Annotated in this window: 21 protein-coding genes, 1 tRNA gene and 2 pseudogenes; 9 read left to right on the top strand and 15 right to left on the bottom strand. The window is 61.9% G+C overall.

What is annotated here, in order from left to right:
- Positions 1 to 125: 125 nt before the first annotated feature.
- The 4 genes from MKK88_RS10420 to MKK88_RS10405 all read right to left on the bottom strand — a co-directional run bounded on the left by MKK88_RS10420 (position 126) and on the right by MKK88_RS10405 (position 1,505).
- Positions 126 to 686 carry an ImmA/IrrE family metallo-endopeptidase gene (locus MKK88_RS10420; protein ID WP_243999375.1) on the bottom strand — a complete coding sequence of 187 codons (561 nt, stop codon included), beginning with the start codon at positions 684 to 686 and terminating at the stop codon, positions 126 to 128.
- 63 nt (positions 687 to 749) lie between these two features.
- Positions 750 to 1,016, bottom strand: a complete 267-nt coding sequence (locus MKK88_RS10415; RefSeq protein ID WP_243999373.1) for an ImmA/IrrE family metallo-endopeptidase — start codon at positions 1,014 to 1,016, stop codon at positions 750 to 752.
- Positions 1,017 to 1,035: 19 nt separating this feature from the next.
- Positions 1,036 to 1,347, bottom strand: a complete 312-nt coding sequence (locus MKK88_RS10410) for an ATP-binding domain-containing protein (protein WP_243999371.1) — start codon at positions 1,345 to 1,347, stop codon at positions 1,036 to 1,038.
- Complete coding sequence (locus tag MKK88_RS10405) at positions 1,344 to 1,505, bottom strand: hypothetical protein (RefSeq protein ID WP_243999369.1); 162 nt, start codon at positions 1,503 to 1,505, stop codon at positions 1,344 to 1,346. Before MKK88_RS10405 ends, MKK88_RS10410 begins: the two co-directional genes overlap by 4 nt.
- A gap of 613 nt (positions 1,506 to 2,118) precedes the next feature.
- On the opposite strand from MKK88_RS10405, the gene MKK88_RS10400 reads away from it, so the two are divergent.
- Entirely contained in the window at positions 2,119 to 3,099 is a 981-nt protein-coding gene (locus MKK88_RS10400; protein WP_243999367.1) for a patatin-like phospholipase family protein, read from the top strand.
- 36 nt (positions 3,100 to 3,135) lie between these two features.
- On the opposite strand, the gene MKK88_RS10395 is transcribed toward MKK88_RS10400, so the two are convergent.
- Positions 3,136 to 4,224 (bottom strand): tyrosine-type recombinase/integrase, encoded by a 1,089-nt coding sequence (locus MKK88_RS10395; protein ID WP_243999365.1) that lies wholly within the window; start codon positions 4,222 to 4,224, stop codon positions 3,136 to 3,138.
- Positions 4,225 to 4,438: 214 nt separating this feature from the next.
- Between MKK88_RS10395 and MKK88_RS10390 the strand changes: the two genes are divergently transcribed.
- Positions 4,439 to 4,515, top strand: a tRNA-Glu gene (locus MKK88_RS10390).
- Here the strand turns inward: MKK88_RS10390 and MKK88_RS10385 are convergent.
- Both MKK88_RS10385 and MKK88_RS10380 read right to left on the bottom strand, forming a co-directional pair.
- A pseudogene (locus MKK88_RS10385) lies at positions 4,475 to 5,044 on the bottom strand (tyrosine-type recombinase/integrase); the annotation flags it as partial. The gene MKK88_RS10390 and the pseudogene MKK88_RS10385 sit on opposite strands and share 41 nt — an antisense overlap.
- Before the next feature lie 33 nt (positions 5,045 to 5,077).
- Entirely contained in the window at positions 5,078 to 5,305 is a 228-nt protein-coding gene (locus tag MKK88_RS10380; protein ID WP_243999363.1) for a hypothetical protein, read from the bottom strand.
- A gap of 263 nt (positions 5,306 to 5,568) precedes the next feature.
- Here MKK88_RS10380 and MKK88_RS10375 point away from each other — a divergent pair, with 263 nt between their 5' ends.
- The 3 genes from MKK88_RS10375 to MKK88_RS10365 all read left to right on the top strand — a co-directional run bounded on the left by MKK88_RS10375 (position 5,569) and on the right by MKK88_RS10365 (position 7,138).
- On the top strand, positions 5,569 to 5,979 hold the full coding sequence (locus MKK88_RS10375; protein ID WP_243999361.1) for a hypothetical protein: 411 nt from the start codon (positions 5,569 to 5,571) through the stop codon (positions 5,977 to 5,979).
- Between the two features lie 315 nt (positions 5,980 to 6,294).
- The gene (locus MKK88_RS10370; RefSeq protein WP_243999359.1) at positions 6,295 to 6,687 is read left to right on the top strand and encodes a hypothetical protein; all 393 of its coding nucleotides are present in this window, start codon (positions 6,295 to 6,297) and stop codon (positions 6,685 to 6,687) included.
- Between the two features lie 211 nt (positions 6,688 to 6,898).
- Complete coding sequence (locus tag MKK88_RS10365; RefSeq protein WP_243999357.1) at positions 6,899 to 7,138, top strand: 3',5'-cyclic-nucleotide phosphodiesterase; 240 nt, start codon at positions 6,899 to 6,901, stop codon at positions 7,136 to 7,138.
- 398 nt (positions 7,139 to 7,536) lie between these two features.
- Here MKK88_RS10365 and MKK88_RS10355 read toward each other — a convergent pair whose 3' ends face one another.
- Positions 7,537 to 7,830, bottom strand: coding sequence for a hypothetical protein (locus tag MKK88_RS10355; protein ID WP_243999353.1), 294 nt, complete (start codon positions 7,828 to 7,830; stop codon positions 7,537 to 7,539).
- A gap of 266 nt (positions 7,831 to 8,096) precedes the next feature.
- Between MKK88_RS10355 and MKK88_RS10350 the strand changes: the two genes are divergently transcribed.
- Positions 8,097 to 8,543: a DUF4142 domain-containing protein gene (locus tag MKK88_RS10350; protein WP_243999351.1), complete on the top strand. Its 447-nt coding sequence runs from the start codon at positions 8,097 to 8,099 to the stop codon at positions 8,541 to 8,543.
- Between the two features lie 775 nt (positions 8,544 to 9,318).
- Here the strand turns inward: MKK88_RS10350 and MKK88_RS10345 are convergent.
- The 5 genes from MKK88_RS10345 to MKK88_RS10325 all read right to left on the bottom strand — a co-directional run bounded on the left by MKK88_RS10345 (position 9,319) and on the right by MKK88_RS10325 (position 12,149).
- Positions 9,319 to 9,681: a hypothetical protein gene (locus MKK88_RS10345; protein WP_243999349.1), complete on the bottom strand. Its 363-nt coding sequence runs from the start codon at positions 9,679 to 9,681 to the stop codon at positions 9,319 to 9,321.
- Between the two features lie 398 nt (positions 9,682 to 10,079).
- Positions 10,080 to 10,382 carry a hypothetical protein gene (locus tag MKK88_RS10340; RefSeq protein WP_243999347.1) on the bottom strand — a complete coding sequence of 101 codons (303 nt, stop codon included), beginning with the start codon at positions 10,380 to 10,382 and terminating at the stop codon, positions 10,080 to 10,082.
- Positions 10,383 to 10,788: 406 nt separating this feature from the next.
- A complete protein-coding gene (locus MKK88_RS10335; protein ID WP_243999345.1) occupies positions 10,789 to 11,115 on the bottom strand; it encodes a hypothetical protein in 327 nt (108 codons plus the stop codon).
- Between the two features lie 288 nt (positions 11,116 to 11,403).
- The gene (locus MKK88_RS10330; RefSeq protein ID WP_243999343.1) at positions 11,404 to 11,637 is read right to left on the bottom strand and encodes a hypothetical protein; all 234 of its coding nucleotides are present in this window, start codon (positions 11,635 to 11,637) and stop codon (positions 11,404 to 11,406) included.
- 203 nt (positions 11,638 to 11,840) lie between these two features.
- Complete coding sequence (locus MKK88_RS10325; RefSeq protein WP_243999341.1) at positions 11,841 to 12,149, bottom strand: hypothetical protein; 309 nt, start codon at positions 12,147 to 12,149, stop codon at positions 11,841 to 11,843.
- A gap of 134 nt (positions 12,150 to 12,283) precedes the next feature.
- Between MKK88_RS10325 and MKK88_RS10320 the strand changes: the two genes are divergently transcribed.
- Entirely contained in the window at positions 12,284 to 12,544 is a 261-nt protein-coding gene (locus MKK88_RS10320; RefSeq protein WP_243999339.1) for a hypothetical protein, read from the top strand.
- Between the two features lie 14 nt (positions 12,545 to 12,558).
- Here the strand turns inward: MKK88_RS10320 and MKK88_RS33805 are convergent, their stop codons facing one another.
- Positions 12,559 to 12,690 (bottom strand): hypothetical protein, encoded by a 132-nt coding sequence (locus tag MKK88_RS33805; RefSeq protein WP_279602205.1) that lies wholly within the window; start codon positions 12,688 to 12,690, stop codon positions 12,559 to 12,561.
- A 25-nt stretch (positions 12,691 to 12,715) separates the two neighbouring features.
- Positions 12,716 to 12,970 (bottom strand): hypothetical protein, encoded by a 255-nt coding sequence (locus tag MKK88_RS10315; RefSeq protein ID WP_243999338.1) that lies wholly within the window; start codon positions 12,968 to 12,970, stop codon positions 12,716 to 12,718.
- Positions 12,971 to 13,138: 168 nt separating this feature from the next.
- Between MKK88_RS10315 and MKK88_RS10310 the strand changes: the two are divergent.
- Both MKK88_RS10310 and MKK88_RS10305 read left to right on the top strand, forming a co-directional pair.
- Positions 13,139 to 13,591: pseudogene (locus MKK88_RS10310) on the top strand (LexA family protein).
- On the top strand, positions 13,588 to 14,424 hold an 837-nt coding region (locus MKK88_RS10305), incomplete at its 3' end, for a Y-family DNA polymerase (RefSeq protein WP_243999336.1). The pseudogene MKK88_RS10310 and the gene MKK88_RS10305, both read left to right, overlap by 4 nt.

The raw sequence follows: 14,424 nt of genomic DNA, 5'->3' as shown, positions 1-14,424 counted from the left end.
GCTGGCTTTTCGGCTACCTTAAATGTCGCTCGGTGCCGCTTCAATCTCTGCCAGCGTTTGCGCGTTCAGGCACCTCTCGCGAGGAGACGGCACGCACAGCTATGGCCGTCAGAGCTGAGTCTTGCCTACAGTCTCCCCGAGTGAAAGCGGTGACGCCAGCCCTCTTCAAGCCTGCGCTCCTCCGCGCTCTCCTCCGGGACGGGTTCCGGACGCAGCAGGATCATCGCAAAGCCGTTCGGCAGGAGGTACACCTGCTCGTATAGGGCCGGCGCGCGGAGGTCGCGCTTCACATCAATCCAGAGATCGGGACTGCACGCGCCGATGTCGCTCGCGATGCTCGGCCGGTGCGAACCGCTGTGATAGAGCGATTGCTCCGGGACCGGGCTTCCGACGGCGCAGACGATGGCCGGGCAGGAGAGGCTGCGGTAGCACCGCTGCACCCGGCCGTTGCCCGCCACGACGATGGCGATCCGCTCAGGATGGTATTGCACGTAGGCCCGAGCCGCCGCCTCCTTGCCGACCGCGAAGTCGCGTGCGAGCACAAGAACATGCTGCAGATCGGGCTCGCGAAAAGCCGCCATGGCGGCTCGCAGCAGGTGCGGGTGCATCAGCACGAGAGCGGCGAAGCGATTAGCCTCCACCTCCCTGAGCTGCCGTTGGTCGCCCGCCTTGGCCGTGAAGCGCAATAGGTCAGAACTCTTGCAAAGGAACCGGCCGGGCTGATCCGGAACATGGTGTGCCATCAGGAATTAGCCGAGTTCGTACGCGATGGTGAAGCGGCGACGCGGTTCGCCCCCGCGTTTGGCGAGGATGACTCCGTCGTATCGCTTCGCGTCGGTAACGAGGCCGCCCTCGAACTTGTCGGTGTCTAGGTATTCGATCCGGAGGATGCCGGGTCGCGCGCACAGCTCCTGGATCGGCACGGGCACCGAAAGGTTCGGCTCGGCCTGTAGGATGCGATTGACTAGAGCTTCCCGCGAGCCCGCGTCCAAGAGGTCCATTCTGCTGATCGGCATCGGCACAGCTCCTTCCCGTCTAAGAGCCATCCGCCGATTGCGACATTCTCAGCCATTGCACAAGCTTGGTCCAGCGAGGCTTCATGTTCCCACCGCGAACTGCGATGCCGATGGCTTTGCGCTGCCCAATGACCACCACCAGCCGCTTGCCCCGCGTGACCCCTGTGTAGAGGAGGTTGCGGGCCAACATGGTCCAATGCCCAGTGGTGAGCGGGATGACGACTGCCGGGTATTCCGAGCCCTGCGATTTGTGGATCGTCGTGACGTAGGCCGGCACGAGGGTGTCGAGTTCGCCGTAGGGATACACAACCTCTCGCCCCTCGAACGTCACGACGACCGCGCCTTCCTCCTCGTGATGCGTAACACCGTGCCGAGGTCGCCGTTGAAGACCTCTCGGGCGCAGTCGTTTTGGCTTGCCATCACTCGGTCGCCCGGCGAGAAACGCCAGCCAAAGCGCTCGACTGGTGTGGCGGGGTTCTGGTTCAGCACGGCCTAGACCTCATATTTGAGGTTCCTCGCGCCTAGAACGCCGTGCTGCATCGAGGTAAGCACCTGGACATTACGCACGGGATTAAGGCCATAGCGGGCTGCGATGTGTCGAGTCATCACCTCGATCAGCGTCGCAACACCCGGCTCGGATTCGTAAATTTTGATCAGGCGGAAGCCGCCGCCTGCGCCGCTCGTTGACGACTAAGGCAACAAGCGGCGTTGACCCAATGCGCATGCATGACGATCTGGCCGTCAATCTCCTAATACAACGCCTTCGTTAGCCGCAACGTCGATATGGCACGAAGACGATTACATCAGCATTGATTGACATTGGTGAAATAAACAACAAACCTATAATATGAGATAAAAATAACAGGCGTTTATGCGTCAGTAGTCATTTGTACTAGATACACATGCGTTTTATATTATAGAATCATATAACACATATTTCCTTTCATTTTATGTATCTGAAATATCATTGAAAACACGGCCAATTGATACGATCTCACGGAAGGACAGGCAGCGTAACCGCGGAAAAAGACAATTGACAGGATTAACCGGTAGCATTCAGTATGCTTTTAGCTTTGTTTCTCGGTCACACTTCAGAGGCAAAATGGCGACCTTTCGGATATTGGCAATTGATGGTGGTGGTATCAGAGGCATTATCCCCGCCGTGTTCCTTGCAAAAATAGCAGAAAGGCTCGGTTCGAGCGGTATAGATGAGAAATTCGATCTTATTGCAGGAACTTCCACTGGATCTCTGATTGCCTCTGTTGCAGCAATGGGCACCGACATCAATTCATCTGTTGATTTTTATAAAAAGTTAGGGCCAAAGATTTTTCCACCAGGAACGACACAAAGAAGACCGTTCAAATGGATGGATGCTTTGAGTTTTGCGCCTGCTTATACTGAAGATAATCTTTCAGACTCTCTACAAAAACTTTTTGGTTTAACTGGCGTTCTGAGTGATGCAAAAACCCGGCTTTTAATCTCGTCATACGACGTATTTCATCGACAAATCTATCTGATGAAATCTTACGAAGGGGACGGCACAAGCATACCATTTTGGGAAGCGTGCAAGGCATCGTGCTCCGCTCCATCGTACTTTCCCGCACACATTTTGAAGTCTGGCGGCATAACCCGTCCGTTGATAGATGGCGGCGTATTTTGCAATAACCCAGCGATGATGGCTGTTGCAGAAGCTGTGCGGATAAGAAATAAAGAGAGTATCAGAGATCTACAACGGGAAGATAAAATAGTTCTAATTTCTTTAGGCACGGGAAATTTGATGAGGAAAATATCTGCGGAAGATGCACGAACCTGGGGATCTTTGAGATGGGCTAAGCCTATCATTGATGTGCTCTTTGACGGCGCCTCAGAGGTGGCCCATTTAACAGCAAGACAAATTGTAACCACCAGTAATTATGTGAGGTTACAAGTAGATCTCAGTGAGGTCAACGAGGATCTAGATGACGCGAGTCCTGAAAACATCTCTGCGTTATTTGATTTAGCAAATACGTATATTCAATCCGAAGAAGTGTCACAAAAAATTGATCACATCGTAAATCTCCTTGGAGACAGCCCGGCGGCTTAACATAACTGAGTTAATTTCGAAGTTGTAAAAATTAGATCATGCTGTAAACAGCCGTGGTGCTCCCTTCACAATGAACTCACGTCGCTTGTCGGCGAGCACCTTTGCGTAGGTTTTCTCAATCATACGGACGCTTGTACCGCAGTTCTCGGCTAGTACCGTGAGCGGCATCCCTGCTTCGATAGCGCGTGAGATATAGGAGTGGCGCAGAGCATAGAAGGTGCCTTCAGGATGTAGTCCAGCCTTCGCGATGGCTTGCTCCATTGGCCGTTGTTGGTCACTGGGCTTCCAACCTTGGCCATTAGGCCGCGCAAGCAGTGGTTCGCTTTTGCCGCGTTTGCCGACGATCCGAGCGAAGAATGTCACCGCTTCCGGTTGTAAGATGACGGTGCGAGGTCCGGTTTTACCGCGTGGCACATGCAACGTCTCGCGAGCGAGATCGAAGTGACGAACCTCGCATGCGCAGAGCTCTCCGTAGCGCGCGCCTGTCAGGAAGCCGGCCGTAAGCAGATCCCTAAAAAGCGTATCGTCGGCAGCCTCGAGAAGGCGTAGCATCTCAGGGACCGTAAAGTGTACTTCACGAGCCCGAGCGACACCCTGGAAAGGCCGCACTAGCCGCCACGCATTGTCGTCGGAGAGGTTGTTAGCTGGATCGCCAACGGCGTGGTTGAGGAGCGCCTTGACGATGCTCAGCACACGATTGGCGGTGTCCTGGCTGCGTCGCCGCCGCTCCGCGTCGCCATCCTTGTGCACGAGGCCGTCGCGCCAAGCTTCCAATTGCCGGCGCGTGAGATCCTCGATGCGGTTAGCCCCAAAGCGAGGCAGGAGCAGCCGCCTCAGGCGCAGGCGTGCATCGTAGGCGGTGCGGCTGTTGCGGGCCTCCAGGCTGGCCAAGTAGGCTTCGGCTGCACGCTCGACCGTAAGTGGCGTTCCGCGCTTCGTGTCATCCGAATCGCCCTGTGCGACGACCTTCGCTTTTTCCTGCGCCTCCCAGAAAGTAAGCACGGCTTCGCCGTCGCTATCGGATAGGTCGTCGGCAGCGCCAATCCGCTTCGTCCAGGAACCGCCTTTGCCATCGGCAACTCGCACCACCCAGGAACCGGCAGTCGCGGTGCGTCGGTAGCCCAAGGATGTTCCCGGAGCGACACGGACGAACTCGGGTTTGCGAGCTATCGGCAGCTTCAGCCGACTGCTGCGATTCTCCAGCTTCGGGGCGCGTGCGCTGCGAGGCATGGTGTCCCGTTTGTGTCCTGCCGACGTGCCCGGTTTGTGTCACACCTAGTCAGACAAGCCAAGGGTCAAAATGTCAAAAATCAGTCTAATATCAGTATGATAGCTGGACGCCCCTGGACGTCGTTGGACAATCGGCCTTGCCCTCTCACGGCGAAAACAGGGGTTCGATTCCCCTTGGGAGCGCCACCGGCGCGGCTTTTCGTAAAGCTGACAGTACCTTGCCGGAAGTGGGACTTGAACCCTCGTTTCCGGTGTGACCACGCTGGCCCCACTCAAAGCGTTCCCAGTCGCTGTCGGCGAGCCCGGCACGCTGAGCCTCCCGGGTGTAGCGCTCCACCTGTTCCAACGTCTGATGACCCGTCACGGCCATGATTTCGTGCGGGGTGCATCCGCGTTCGGCCAAGCGTGCGGCCGTGGCCTTGCGCAGACCGTGCGCCGAGCAAGGCGGCAGCCCGCCCTGGTCGCACCACTCCCGGAACCGGTTGCCGGGTCCCGCCGCCGAGAAGGGCTTGCCGTCCTCCGTCACGAGGAACGTCGGGGGCGACGAGGGGTGGGCGGCGATCGCCTCGGCCAGATCCGGAAACACCGGTACGTCGATCGCGACCGGGGCGCGATGTTCGTTCTTCGCCTGCGTGACACGCGGGCGCCCGTCGCGGATGTGCTGCGGGCCGAGACGCGGCGCGTCCTCACGCCGGCGGGCTGTGTAGAGCACGAGCGCGAAGGCGAGATGCGGCTTCGTGCAGACCGTTTACCGGCGCTCGAACTGCGCGACCTCGTCCAGCGTCCCGGTGTGATGCCCCTTGGAGACGTATCGGAGGCGCTTCACGTCGCGCGTCGGATCCGCATCGACGATGTCCTCATTCCTTGTCGACGGGAACAGGGCGCGCAGCGCCTTTAGCAGGGTGTTGGCGGACGCCGGCGTCTCGGCCCTCGTGTCGCGGAGATCGCGGACGTACCGCTTCTGCCAGCTGCGCATCGAGGCATCGAGCCTCGTGAAGGACGGGCTCGCGCAGTAGCGCTGCGACACGTCGATGAACGAGCTTTTCGCGGGCCGTCTGCCTGCCGCGGACCCGACTGCGGGTGCGCGGTCGCGCGCGGCCTCGTCGACCTTTTGAACTTCGGCCGAGGCCGGCTTGCCCCGCAGACGTACCTCCTTCTCCGGGCGCCGCCAGACGTATGACGCTGTTGTGATCGACCGGGGGTGCAGGGCCGCCATGTTCCGGCCAGAGTGGCGCGGTGATGGGCAAGCTGGCTAAGAATTCATCTCTGCGTTTCCCCCGAAGCAGACCCACCTTCAGCCCGCCCGGCGCAAGCCCGGCGGGCTTTTTCGTGCGGGCGGTGGAACACATGATTCATCTTCCTGAGCAAGCGTACCGGCGGAAAGCAGTCTGCGTTCATTGGAGATGCATGGACACGCCCACGCCTGGCACTGCGGACTACCCCATCCCCACAAGCGATACGCTCGCCGCCATGCCCGCCGAAGCCTTCGTCGCGGCTTGGCGAACCCTCACCGGCGAACCGCCGGCCATCATGCTGAGCTCTCGCGCCGCCATGATCGCGTTGCTGGTCTCAAGCCTGCCGATCGCGCCGCTTCCACCAGTGGGCCCGGTCTGGAACGATGACGGTGCTGGTATCGGCACGCCGCGCTAACCGCCGCCGGCCCTCCTACCCCGGAGCCACGTCGCGTATCCGCGCGGCTCTTACGCCGGTGAGATCCGCCGTTCCCCGCCCCGCGAGCAGATCGGGGCGGGGCTGAGCAAGTGGATCGGCGCCGCGGAAGGCCGCGGGTCTCGTCGTAGCGCTCCTGCTCAGTCCGGTCCCCGGAAAGGTCGTCCCACTTCTTCACGGGCACCTCAGCCTTAAACCAGGGCACCAAGGGCTGTATGCGAGCCGCCCTAACCCATGTTGGGCAAGACCGCTTCTGGCCGCATGGTCACCGCACCGCGCCTGCCGTAGCTCGGCCACATGGCCCTCGATTTCGCGCCCACCATGCTCCCTCAAGCCGCCGCCCTGTGGCGCAGTGCGATCGAGGATCTGTCCCCCCACGCCTCGCCCTGCCGGTATCTCGCCCCGTCACGGTGGGCCCCGATGCGCGAAGCAGCCCTCGACTTCTGTGATCGGCTGGGAACCGAGGCGCACACGCTCGGGTGGACCGCGGCTGAGCTGTTCGCGCTTCACCCCGAGCACGGGACCCTGCGGGTGGATTACTGCGGCGTGCTGATGGTCTCCGGCAGCAGGGCCCTGGCGGTCGAGCCGACACGGGTCGTGTTTGATCGAGGCTCGGGCTACCGGACCAAGCCCGGTCAGGTCTGGGGCATTCCGGTTTGGGAGTTCGCCAAGAAGGGCGCACGCTCGTGAGCCGCGGCTTCCTCAGCTCGATCGGTGGCACCCAATCGCTGATCGGCTTCCCGGCGCTGGCAGCCTGCGGCGTCGTTTGGCTCGTGCGATCGTCGCCGGCCTGAAATGCATCCCCAGGAATGCCAGCGGGCCGGGATCTGGCATCGGGAGGGATAAAACCGGCGGTGAGTTTGTTAGGGCCTCGACGAACTGCTTCGCTCAGGGACCAAGAATGCGCCGCCTCATCCTCGCCTTCAGCCTCATCGCTATCGCCGCTCCCGCCTCAGCGCAGGTGCCCAATCGCGGCAACGCGGACCTACAAACCAATTGTGCCGGTGACGCCCTTCAATTCTGCGCCGGTATTGATCCGAATAGCCCGCAGATGGATGCCTGCTTCAAGAAAAACATGAGCCGGATGACCCCGAATTGCCGCCGCGCCATCGATGCCTACGAGAAGGCGGGTGGCAAGTAGCCATTCGACCATTCGGTCAAAGCCCGAATGCCGCGGAGGTGAATGAACCTCGTCTCCGTGAGCAGACGAAAAAATGACCGAGCCGGGCTCTTATTGCATCCACGAACACCGTCGACAGGGCATCTCATATGCGAAGCATTATCCTCGCCATAGGCCTCATTGCCGTAGCAGCTCCTGTTCTCGGGGCTCCTGACGGGCCCACCTCAAAACGTGGCAACAAAGATCTGAAGACTTACTGTTCAGGCGATGCCGTCACTTTCTGCAGCGGCGAAGATCCCGACAGTCCGGGAATGGACGCCTGCTTCAAGAAAAATATGGATCAGATCTCGGAGAACTGCCGGCGGGCGATAACGGCCTACAAGGGCCGTGGCGGCAGGTAGGGCGGCCAGCGGAGCCCGTCAGTCGCGTCGCGCTTCGAGGCTTGCGCGCTTGACCACGGCGCGCAACGCCGCCCCGCCCTCCACCGCGAACCAGGCGCGCAGTGTGCCGGTGACTTCGGGCGTGTCGTCCGGCCGCTCGCGGAACAGATCCGCGTAGCGGGCCAGCTCGCGCTCCACGAACATGTCGAGGTAGGCAGCGCCACGCGTCCGCGCGAGTTCGGCCAGCGCGTCCTCAAGGACGCGCTGCATCATCTCGCCCACCATGGCTGAGACGTAGACCGCCTCCGCGCTGCCCTGTTCGGGCTCGTTCAACCACGCCTCCAATTCGCCTTGTCGTGCCGTCCTAAGCTTGACCGAAGGCAGGATGCAACGTTGGTTCGGTCGGCTGGCGCTGAGTACGTCGCCAGCAATGCACATCCGGCCGCTCCGATGCCTCCGCGCAGGGTATCACCGAAGCGTGATGCATCGCATCTCTTCGCCTCCTGATTGATCACGGGCAACAGGAGTTTCATCCCATGTTCTACAGTCGACCGTCCGCGCGCTTCTGCCTCGCCACAATCCTGTCGCTGGCCGGGCTCGTGGCTGCCCGCGCAGCCACCGTCTCCGATGTGGACAAGGCCTTCGTCGCCAAGGTCTCGCAGGGCGGGATGTACGAGGTCGAGCTCGGGAAGCTCGCAGAGGACAGGGGCGCCCGGCAGGACATCAAGGACCAGGGCAACACCGAAGCGCACGATCACGGCCTCGTGGGCGACAAGCTGAAATCGATCGCCACCGGCGCCGGCCTTCCTTTCCCTGACACGCTCAACAGCGAGTTCCAGGGGCGGCTCGATCGGATGAAAGGGTTGTCGGGCGCAGCCTTCGACTCCGCCTATGTCAAAGATATGCAGGCGATTCACGACGCAGACGGAGCCGCTTTCGCCAAAGAGGCCAAATCCGGGACGAACCCAGACCTCAAGGCTTTTGCCACCGAGACCCACCGCATCGTGCAGCGTCATCTGGGCGAGCTCGCCGCGAAAACGGACTGAACTGAGCGGATACGCGGGCGGCCAGATCATACGGCTGGCCACGCCCAGACTTGCAGTGGTCGATCCCGAGGCGGGTCGATCGCAATGAACACGTCCGCACGGCCGGCCAAACGGGCGACGCCATCTCGCCTCCCGAACAACGTTGCGTATCGGCTCGCCCGCGTTTTCGCCCTGTCCGCAGATCGAGGCGGGGCCGTTGGGTGACGGGGCTTCGGCCGGGGTGTTTTTTGCCATTTCACTCCCGCCGGCTCAGCCGGGCGGGAGTTTTTCGTTGGCGTACAACCTGCATTCTCGTGATGGGACCGGGCCTGTCGTCCCGCTCATGGCCCGAATCTGAGAACGCCCGCCCGGTTCGCCGCGGCGGGCTTTTTCAGATATTCCGCGCGGTAGACCTACGGCTGTTTCCGTTGTGCCGTAGGATTTGGCGTCGAACTCGTGTCCGGGCCAACGGCCGGGCTTATGCTCGTCACATATGACCATGTGCCCCCGATAGCCAGGATCCCGGCGAACAGGGCTGCGAAGATGCCGATGAGTGCGAAGCGGTTCATACGGGGGAGAAGGCCGCAGCGGATTGATTGATCCTCTGGCAATTGCGGCTGGTCTATCTGCCACAGGTGCACCTTGCGCGTGCCACTTCGCGTGACGGCTCGGCTCTTGCGCTGGCGAGATCGGACGCTCCCCCGCCCCGTGAGCAGATCGGGGGCGGGGCCGAGCGGATTCAGCAGGGCGACGCGGCGGAAAGATTAAGCCACCGCCTCCGTGCCGCAACCCAGGTTCAGCAGCTCAACTTCCGTCCTTCGGCCATGCCGACCTTCCGGTAGTGTTCCAGTCCGGACTTGATGGCACGACCTATGACCGCTCGGCGCACGTCCGGATTGCAGCGCAGATACTCTTCCTCGTTGAATGCGTAGTCGCCACGCCCGCCCCGCGAGCCCCGGTCATTGTCCCGATCATAATCGCGACGATCACGGTCGCCGTAGCCACGATCGCCATACCCGCGATCTCCGTAGCCCCGGTCGCGGGAGCCATAATCGCCGCGGTCGTAGCCATAGTCGCGCCCGCCGTAGGGTTGCGCGAAGGCCGGGGCTACGCTGCTGAGTAGCGCCAAGCCGAGGACGGTCGCCGAGATCACCTTCATGTCGCGTTCCTTGCCGTTGAGAGTCGGGAACGCTTTCGGCGGAAGGTGGTTCGCTGACGTCCCACGTGCTTGGCGCCAAGTCACCACTCAGGCCGTCAGAACCGCCTCGCCGACATCGCGCGGTACCACAGGCGGCAAAGGGCCAAAGCGGATCTGTCGCAAGCTCCAAGATTGGCGGACGAACGACGATCGCGGCAAAAACCTAGAGCGTTCCTGCGGCTCGACTCCCACCAGTGCGATGGTACCCAGCAATATCGTTTTCCGAATCCGTTTGCACGGCGGCTGCGACCAGACCGAGCTCATCTCAGCGGCGCATATGATCAATCGCTCAAAGGAAGCGCTTGCCCGCCTCAGCGAGCGTGTGGAGGCGGTAGATGCTAGCGGGTGGTCATCGGTGATCAGCGCGTGACCGCCTGGATGTCGTCCTCGTAAATCGAGTCCGGCTGGCAGGCATGCCACTCCTTCTTCTCTTCGGTCTGTCCCGTGCGGCCATAGCAGTAGCCGGCCTGGGCTAAGCGACCGCTGAGCCGATCCTGAAGCCTGCACTGTCCATGGGTAACAGCCGGGTCGCCGGCGGCCTCACAGGCCTGCGATGCCTTCAGCTCGGCGGTTAGCAGCTCGGAAACGGTTGGGAGCTGCTGCTGAGCCTGCGCTCCACCGGCAGCGACGACGAGAGCGAGTGCGGCGAGGGCTGTACGCATGGCGGGACGATAGCTGAATAATCTGCAACAGGGTGCTCAAGTTTCAGTCGCTTGCTGAGGCTGCAGCAGTGCGAAATCCTTACCCAAACAATTCCAAGGATCATCGACCCGCCAAATTGGCATCGCCGTCGACGGTTTGAATTCCCTACCTGTCGGAATCGTCATGCCACTGAGTATTAAACCGCTGCCAATTTGAACATGGAATGCAAAAAATCGTCGTCGTCCATAGAGACGGATTTATATTAGAACCTTTGTCCATAATATCTAGTATCTGATCTTTTTAACGGCCGATACTCAAGCAAAGGTCGTTCCAATAATTAGCTCTCGGCTTCTGCTGGGCATCTTGAGCCTGCTGCTAAATTCTGGTGATTCGATGTGACATACTAAGTATTTCTCCAGTTTATCTTCAAGATAGCGCGCACGCCAGTTTCCTGGTGGTGACATACATTACGATCTTCGATGCTTGCGGCACCGACACAATGTCAATATCGTTCAGAAATTGCCCAACAGGTGCTATGCCCATGAGCTTAAGCTTCCTATTTTTTTCGTTCGCAGGAAGATTTTCGATGGGAACGGCGTCGGGGTAGTTATTTAGCAAGCTCTGAATACGCTTGTTAAGTGTCTCAGCATTCAGGTCGTCATCATCAAAATCCACCGCTAGGGCATAAAAGCCAAACATATCATCATATGGTCTTGTGGACTGATTGCCGTCATCACATGCGGGGAACTTCATACCTTACCGATGATAACCTGCCGGGAAACAGGACTGCGGCGGTATGTGGTCTTCACTAGTCGACTGAACGCCGCCGCAGAGACAACAAATCGGATTGTCGCGCAGCATGCGCTGCTTGCGGTTCAGCTCAAGCCTCGACCCGCTCACCGTTGATCAAGCGGGTTCAATTTTTTCAGCCGCACCCCCGGCTCCTCACCGTTCTCTTCCACGAGGTCGACGCTCGCGGCTTCGAGCGTCCTGCGATGCGAGATTCGCACCACGCCGACGACGCACCGAACGTGGTTCAGATCACAGATCCGGAACCTCTGCGTCGAGCCAATCCGCTGCAGCCTTCAGGGTCCCGAACTTGTGCGTCTCGTGCAGGAATGGGGCTGGGTAAGGCGGGCTTTCGGCGAGCGTCTCGGCCGTCCAGTCGCCCTCGTAGCCGTCCTTGGACACGTCGCGGACGAGGCTCCCGACGATCTTCCCGTCGAGGATGAGATCGAAGCTGCCCGGGGCGAGACGCTGAAGCGTATAGGTCATGAATGTTCCAAATCGGACGCCGCATCATGCTACGTCAGCGCGGCAACGCCGCTCCAGGATGTCGGTTCGCCCCCAGGGGGTAAGTCGCGTTAATCGCGCGCACCTACCGCAGCGGCATGTCCGACCTCCCGCCCGCTGTCGCCTCCTAGCGCGACCAGATCGAACGCCTGTCCGAGCGCGCCTCGCAGTGCCGGTACGTCGCATCAGCGAAGTGGGCGGCGATCCGCGCGCATGCGCTCGCCGTCCGCGATCAGCACGGCGCTGAAGCGCACCGGCTCGGCTGAACGGTTGAGCAGCTGTTCGGGGTCCACCCGCAGCACAGTTTCCTGCCCGTGGAATATGCCGGCGCCCTGATCGTCAACGGCGCGCCGGCCATCGGCGTCGAGGCAGACCGGATCGTGTTCGATCGCTTCTCCGGCTAACGTACGAAACCGGGTCAGGTCCGGGGGGCCGCCGATCTGGGAGTTCACGGCGCGGGAACGCTGACGCTGCCTCTCCTCCCGCAGTCGCATGCTTGGCCTCTGACCGGTCTGCTCGATGAAGACGATGCCGGCGGGATTACGGGCTTGGTAGGGGTGCGCTGTTATTGCATCGCACGCACCCGAACCTGGGCTCCGGTGCCACGTTGTGCCGGCGGAGCAGAGCCATGAACACCCCCCGCCTGATCATCGTAACTATCGCCGTCTCGCTGAGCTGCGGCGCCGCGCGAGCCTCCGATCCTGAGCAGACGGGTAGCATCAATTCATCGCCGGTCATCGCGGCCGAACCAGTCAGTGCGGTGGGTCGCGATACGGCGGTGGTCAATCTGCCTGAGCAAACCGTGACCGCGGACGCTCGCGCGTTCAAGCCGTTGCTACCGTTGAAGCCCCTCCCGAAGTGGGATCCGCACGTCTGCATCGGATGCTGACGGCGGCTGAAGGGTCAGGCGCCCTGCGTGCCGGGATGGGTGTTCGCGCGGCTGGTCCACCGCTCCGCCTCATCCTCGGCCGCATGCTGCTTCTTCGCAGCGTTCAGTCGATCTCGCCATGCGATCGCCATCAGGTGCGCCGGCATAGCTCACATGTGGTCCAGGCGGCGATCAGCCGCCCTGCAGGCTCTCGGCGAAATCGTCCGGGATCTCGCCCCACTGACCGAGGATCGTGACACCCTCCAGCTCGCCGGTCTCGTCGTCGGCCACCACCCTCAGCGCCACCGCGCCCGGCATCCGCTTGGCCAAGTTCTCGGCCTTCTTCAACGCCCCGCTCTCCGTCGAGGCCGGCTCCTGCCGCGCCGGCCGCAACCGCTTCCGATGCAGCTCGAACGGCTGCACCACGAACGCCGTCTTCATCGCCATCCTCACCTCGTTTCTGCGAAGGGCAGCGTAAGGCGCCACCACCATTCGCGTTCTCACACGCTGTCCACATCCGTCCACCACGCTTTCAGCGGGGAAGCCCGAACCGGTTGAACCTCGGCGTGGCCTGATGCTTTGTTCTTCGTCCGTTCTAGCACGACGAGGATACGGGTGCACCTCAACCGGATCGACGCGCTCCTCGTGGACAGCCCTGACGCCGTCCGCGTGCCGCTGATCGGCCAGGCGCTGTGCGCCGGCTTCCCGTCGCCCGCCGACGACTTCGTCGAGGATGCGCTGGAGCTGCCGCGCTGGCTCGTGCCGAACCCGCCCGCAACCTTCCTGTGGCGCATCAGCGGATCCTCCATGGAGGGCGCCGGCATCTACGACCGCGACCTCGCCTGCGTCGACCGCAGCCTCAAGGCCGGGCATGGCAGCATCGTCGTGGCGGCGATCGACGGCCAGATGTCGTGCAAGCGCCTCGTCGTCGAGGGCAACGTCGCGCGGCTGGCCTTCTGCAACCCGGACCTGCCCGTCTTCGCCGTCTAGGAACTCGGCGAGGGCGTGATCTGGGGCGTGGTCCGCTTCTCGATCCGCTGGCACGTCGCCCGCGGCCAGCTGTCGTGAGCACGCCCCGCGGACGCGACCGGATCGGCGGCGGCCGCGCCGTCGCGCTGATCGACGGCAACAGCTTCTACTGCTCGTGCGAGCGCGTGTTCGACCCGAAGCTCGCCGCCGTGCCGGTGATCGTGCTGTCGAACAACGATGGCTGCGCCATCGCCCGCACGAGCGAGGCCAAGGCGCTCGGCATCAAGATGGGCGATCCCTACTTCAAGATCCGCGACCTGTGCCGGGTGCAGGGCGTGCGCGTGTTCTCGTCGAACTACACGCTCTACGGCGACATATCGGGGCGCACCAACGCGGTCTACCGCCAGTTCAGCCCGCAGGTGGAGATCTACTCCATCGACGAGAGTTTCTTGAACCTCACCGACGTGGCGCCCGCGCTCCGGATCGAGCTGGCGCGAGATCTACGCGCGACCGTGCGCGCCTGGACCGGTATCCCGACCTGCGTCGGCATCGGCCCGACCAAGACGCTGGCCAAGCTCGCCAACCACATCGCCAAGACCGTGCCGGACCTCGGCGGCGTGTGCGACCTGACCGACCCGGAGGCCTACGCGCACTGGCTGTGCCGGATCTCGGTGGCCGAGGTCTGGGGCATCGGCCGGGCGTCGCTGGCGAAGCTCGAGGCGATGGGCGTCGAGAGCGTGGCGGACCTGCGCGACCTCGATCCGCGCCCAGTGCGCAAGGGCCTGACCGTAGTGGGCGAGCGGATCATCCACGAGCTGCGCGGGCTGGCCTGCCTGCCGCTGGAGCTGGTGCCGGCCCGGCGCAAGGGCTGTGCGGTGACGCGCTCGTTCTCCGCGCGGATCGAGGACCGCGCCACCCTGGAGGAGGCGGTC

Source organism: Methylobacterium sp. E-005 (assembly GCF_022829725.1).
Taxonomy (GTDB): Bacteria; Pseudomonadota; Alphaproteobacteria; order Rhizobiales; family Beijerinckiaceae; genus Methylobacterium.
The sequence above is the reverse complement of the archived record's forward strand: the minus strand, read 5'-3'. Positions and strand labels throughout refer to the sequence as shown.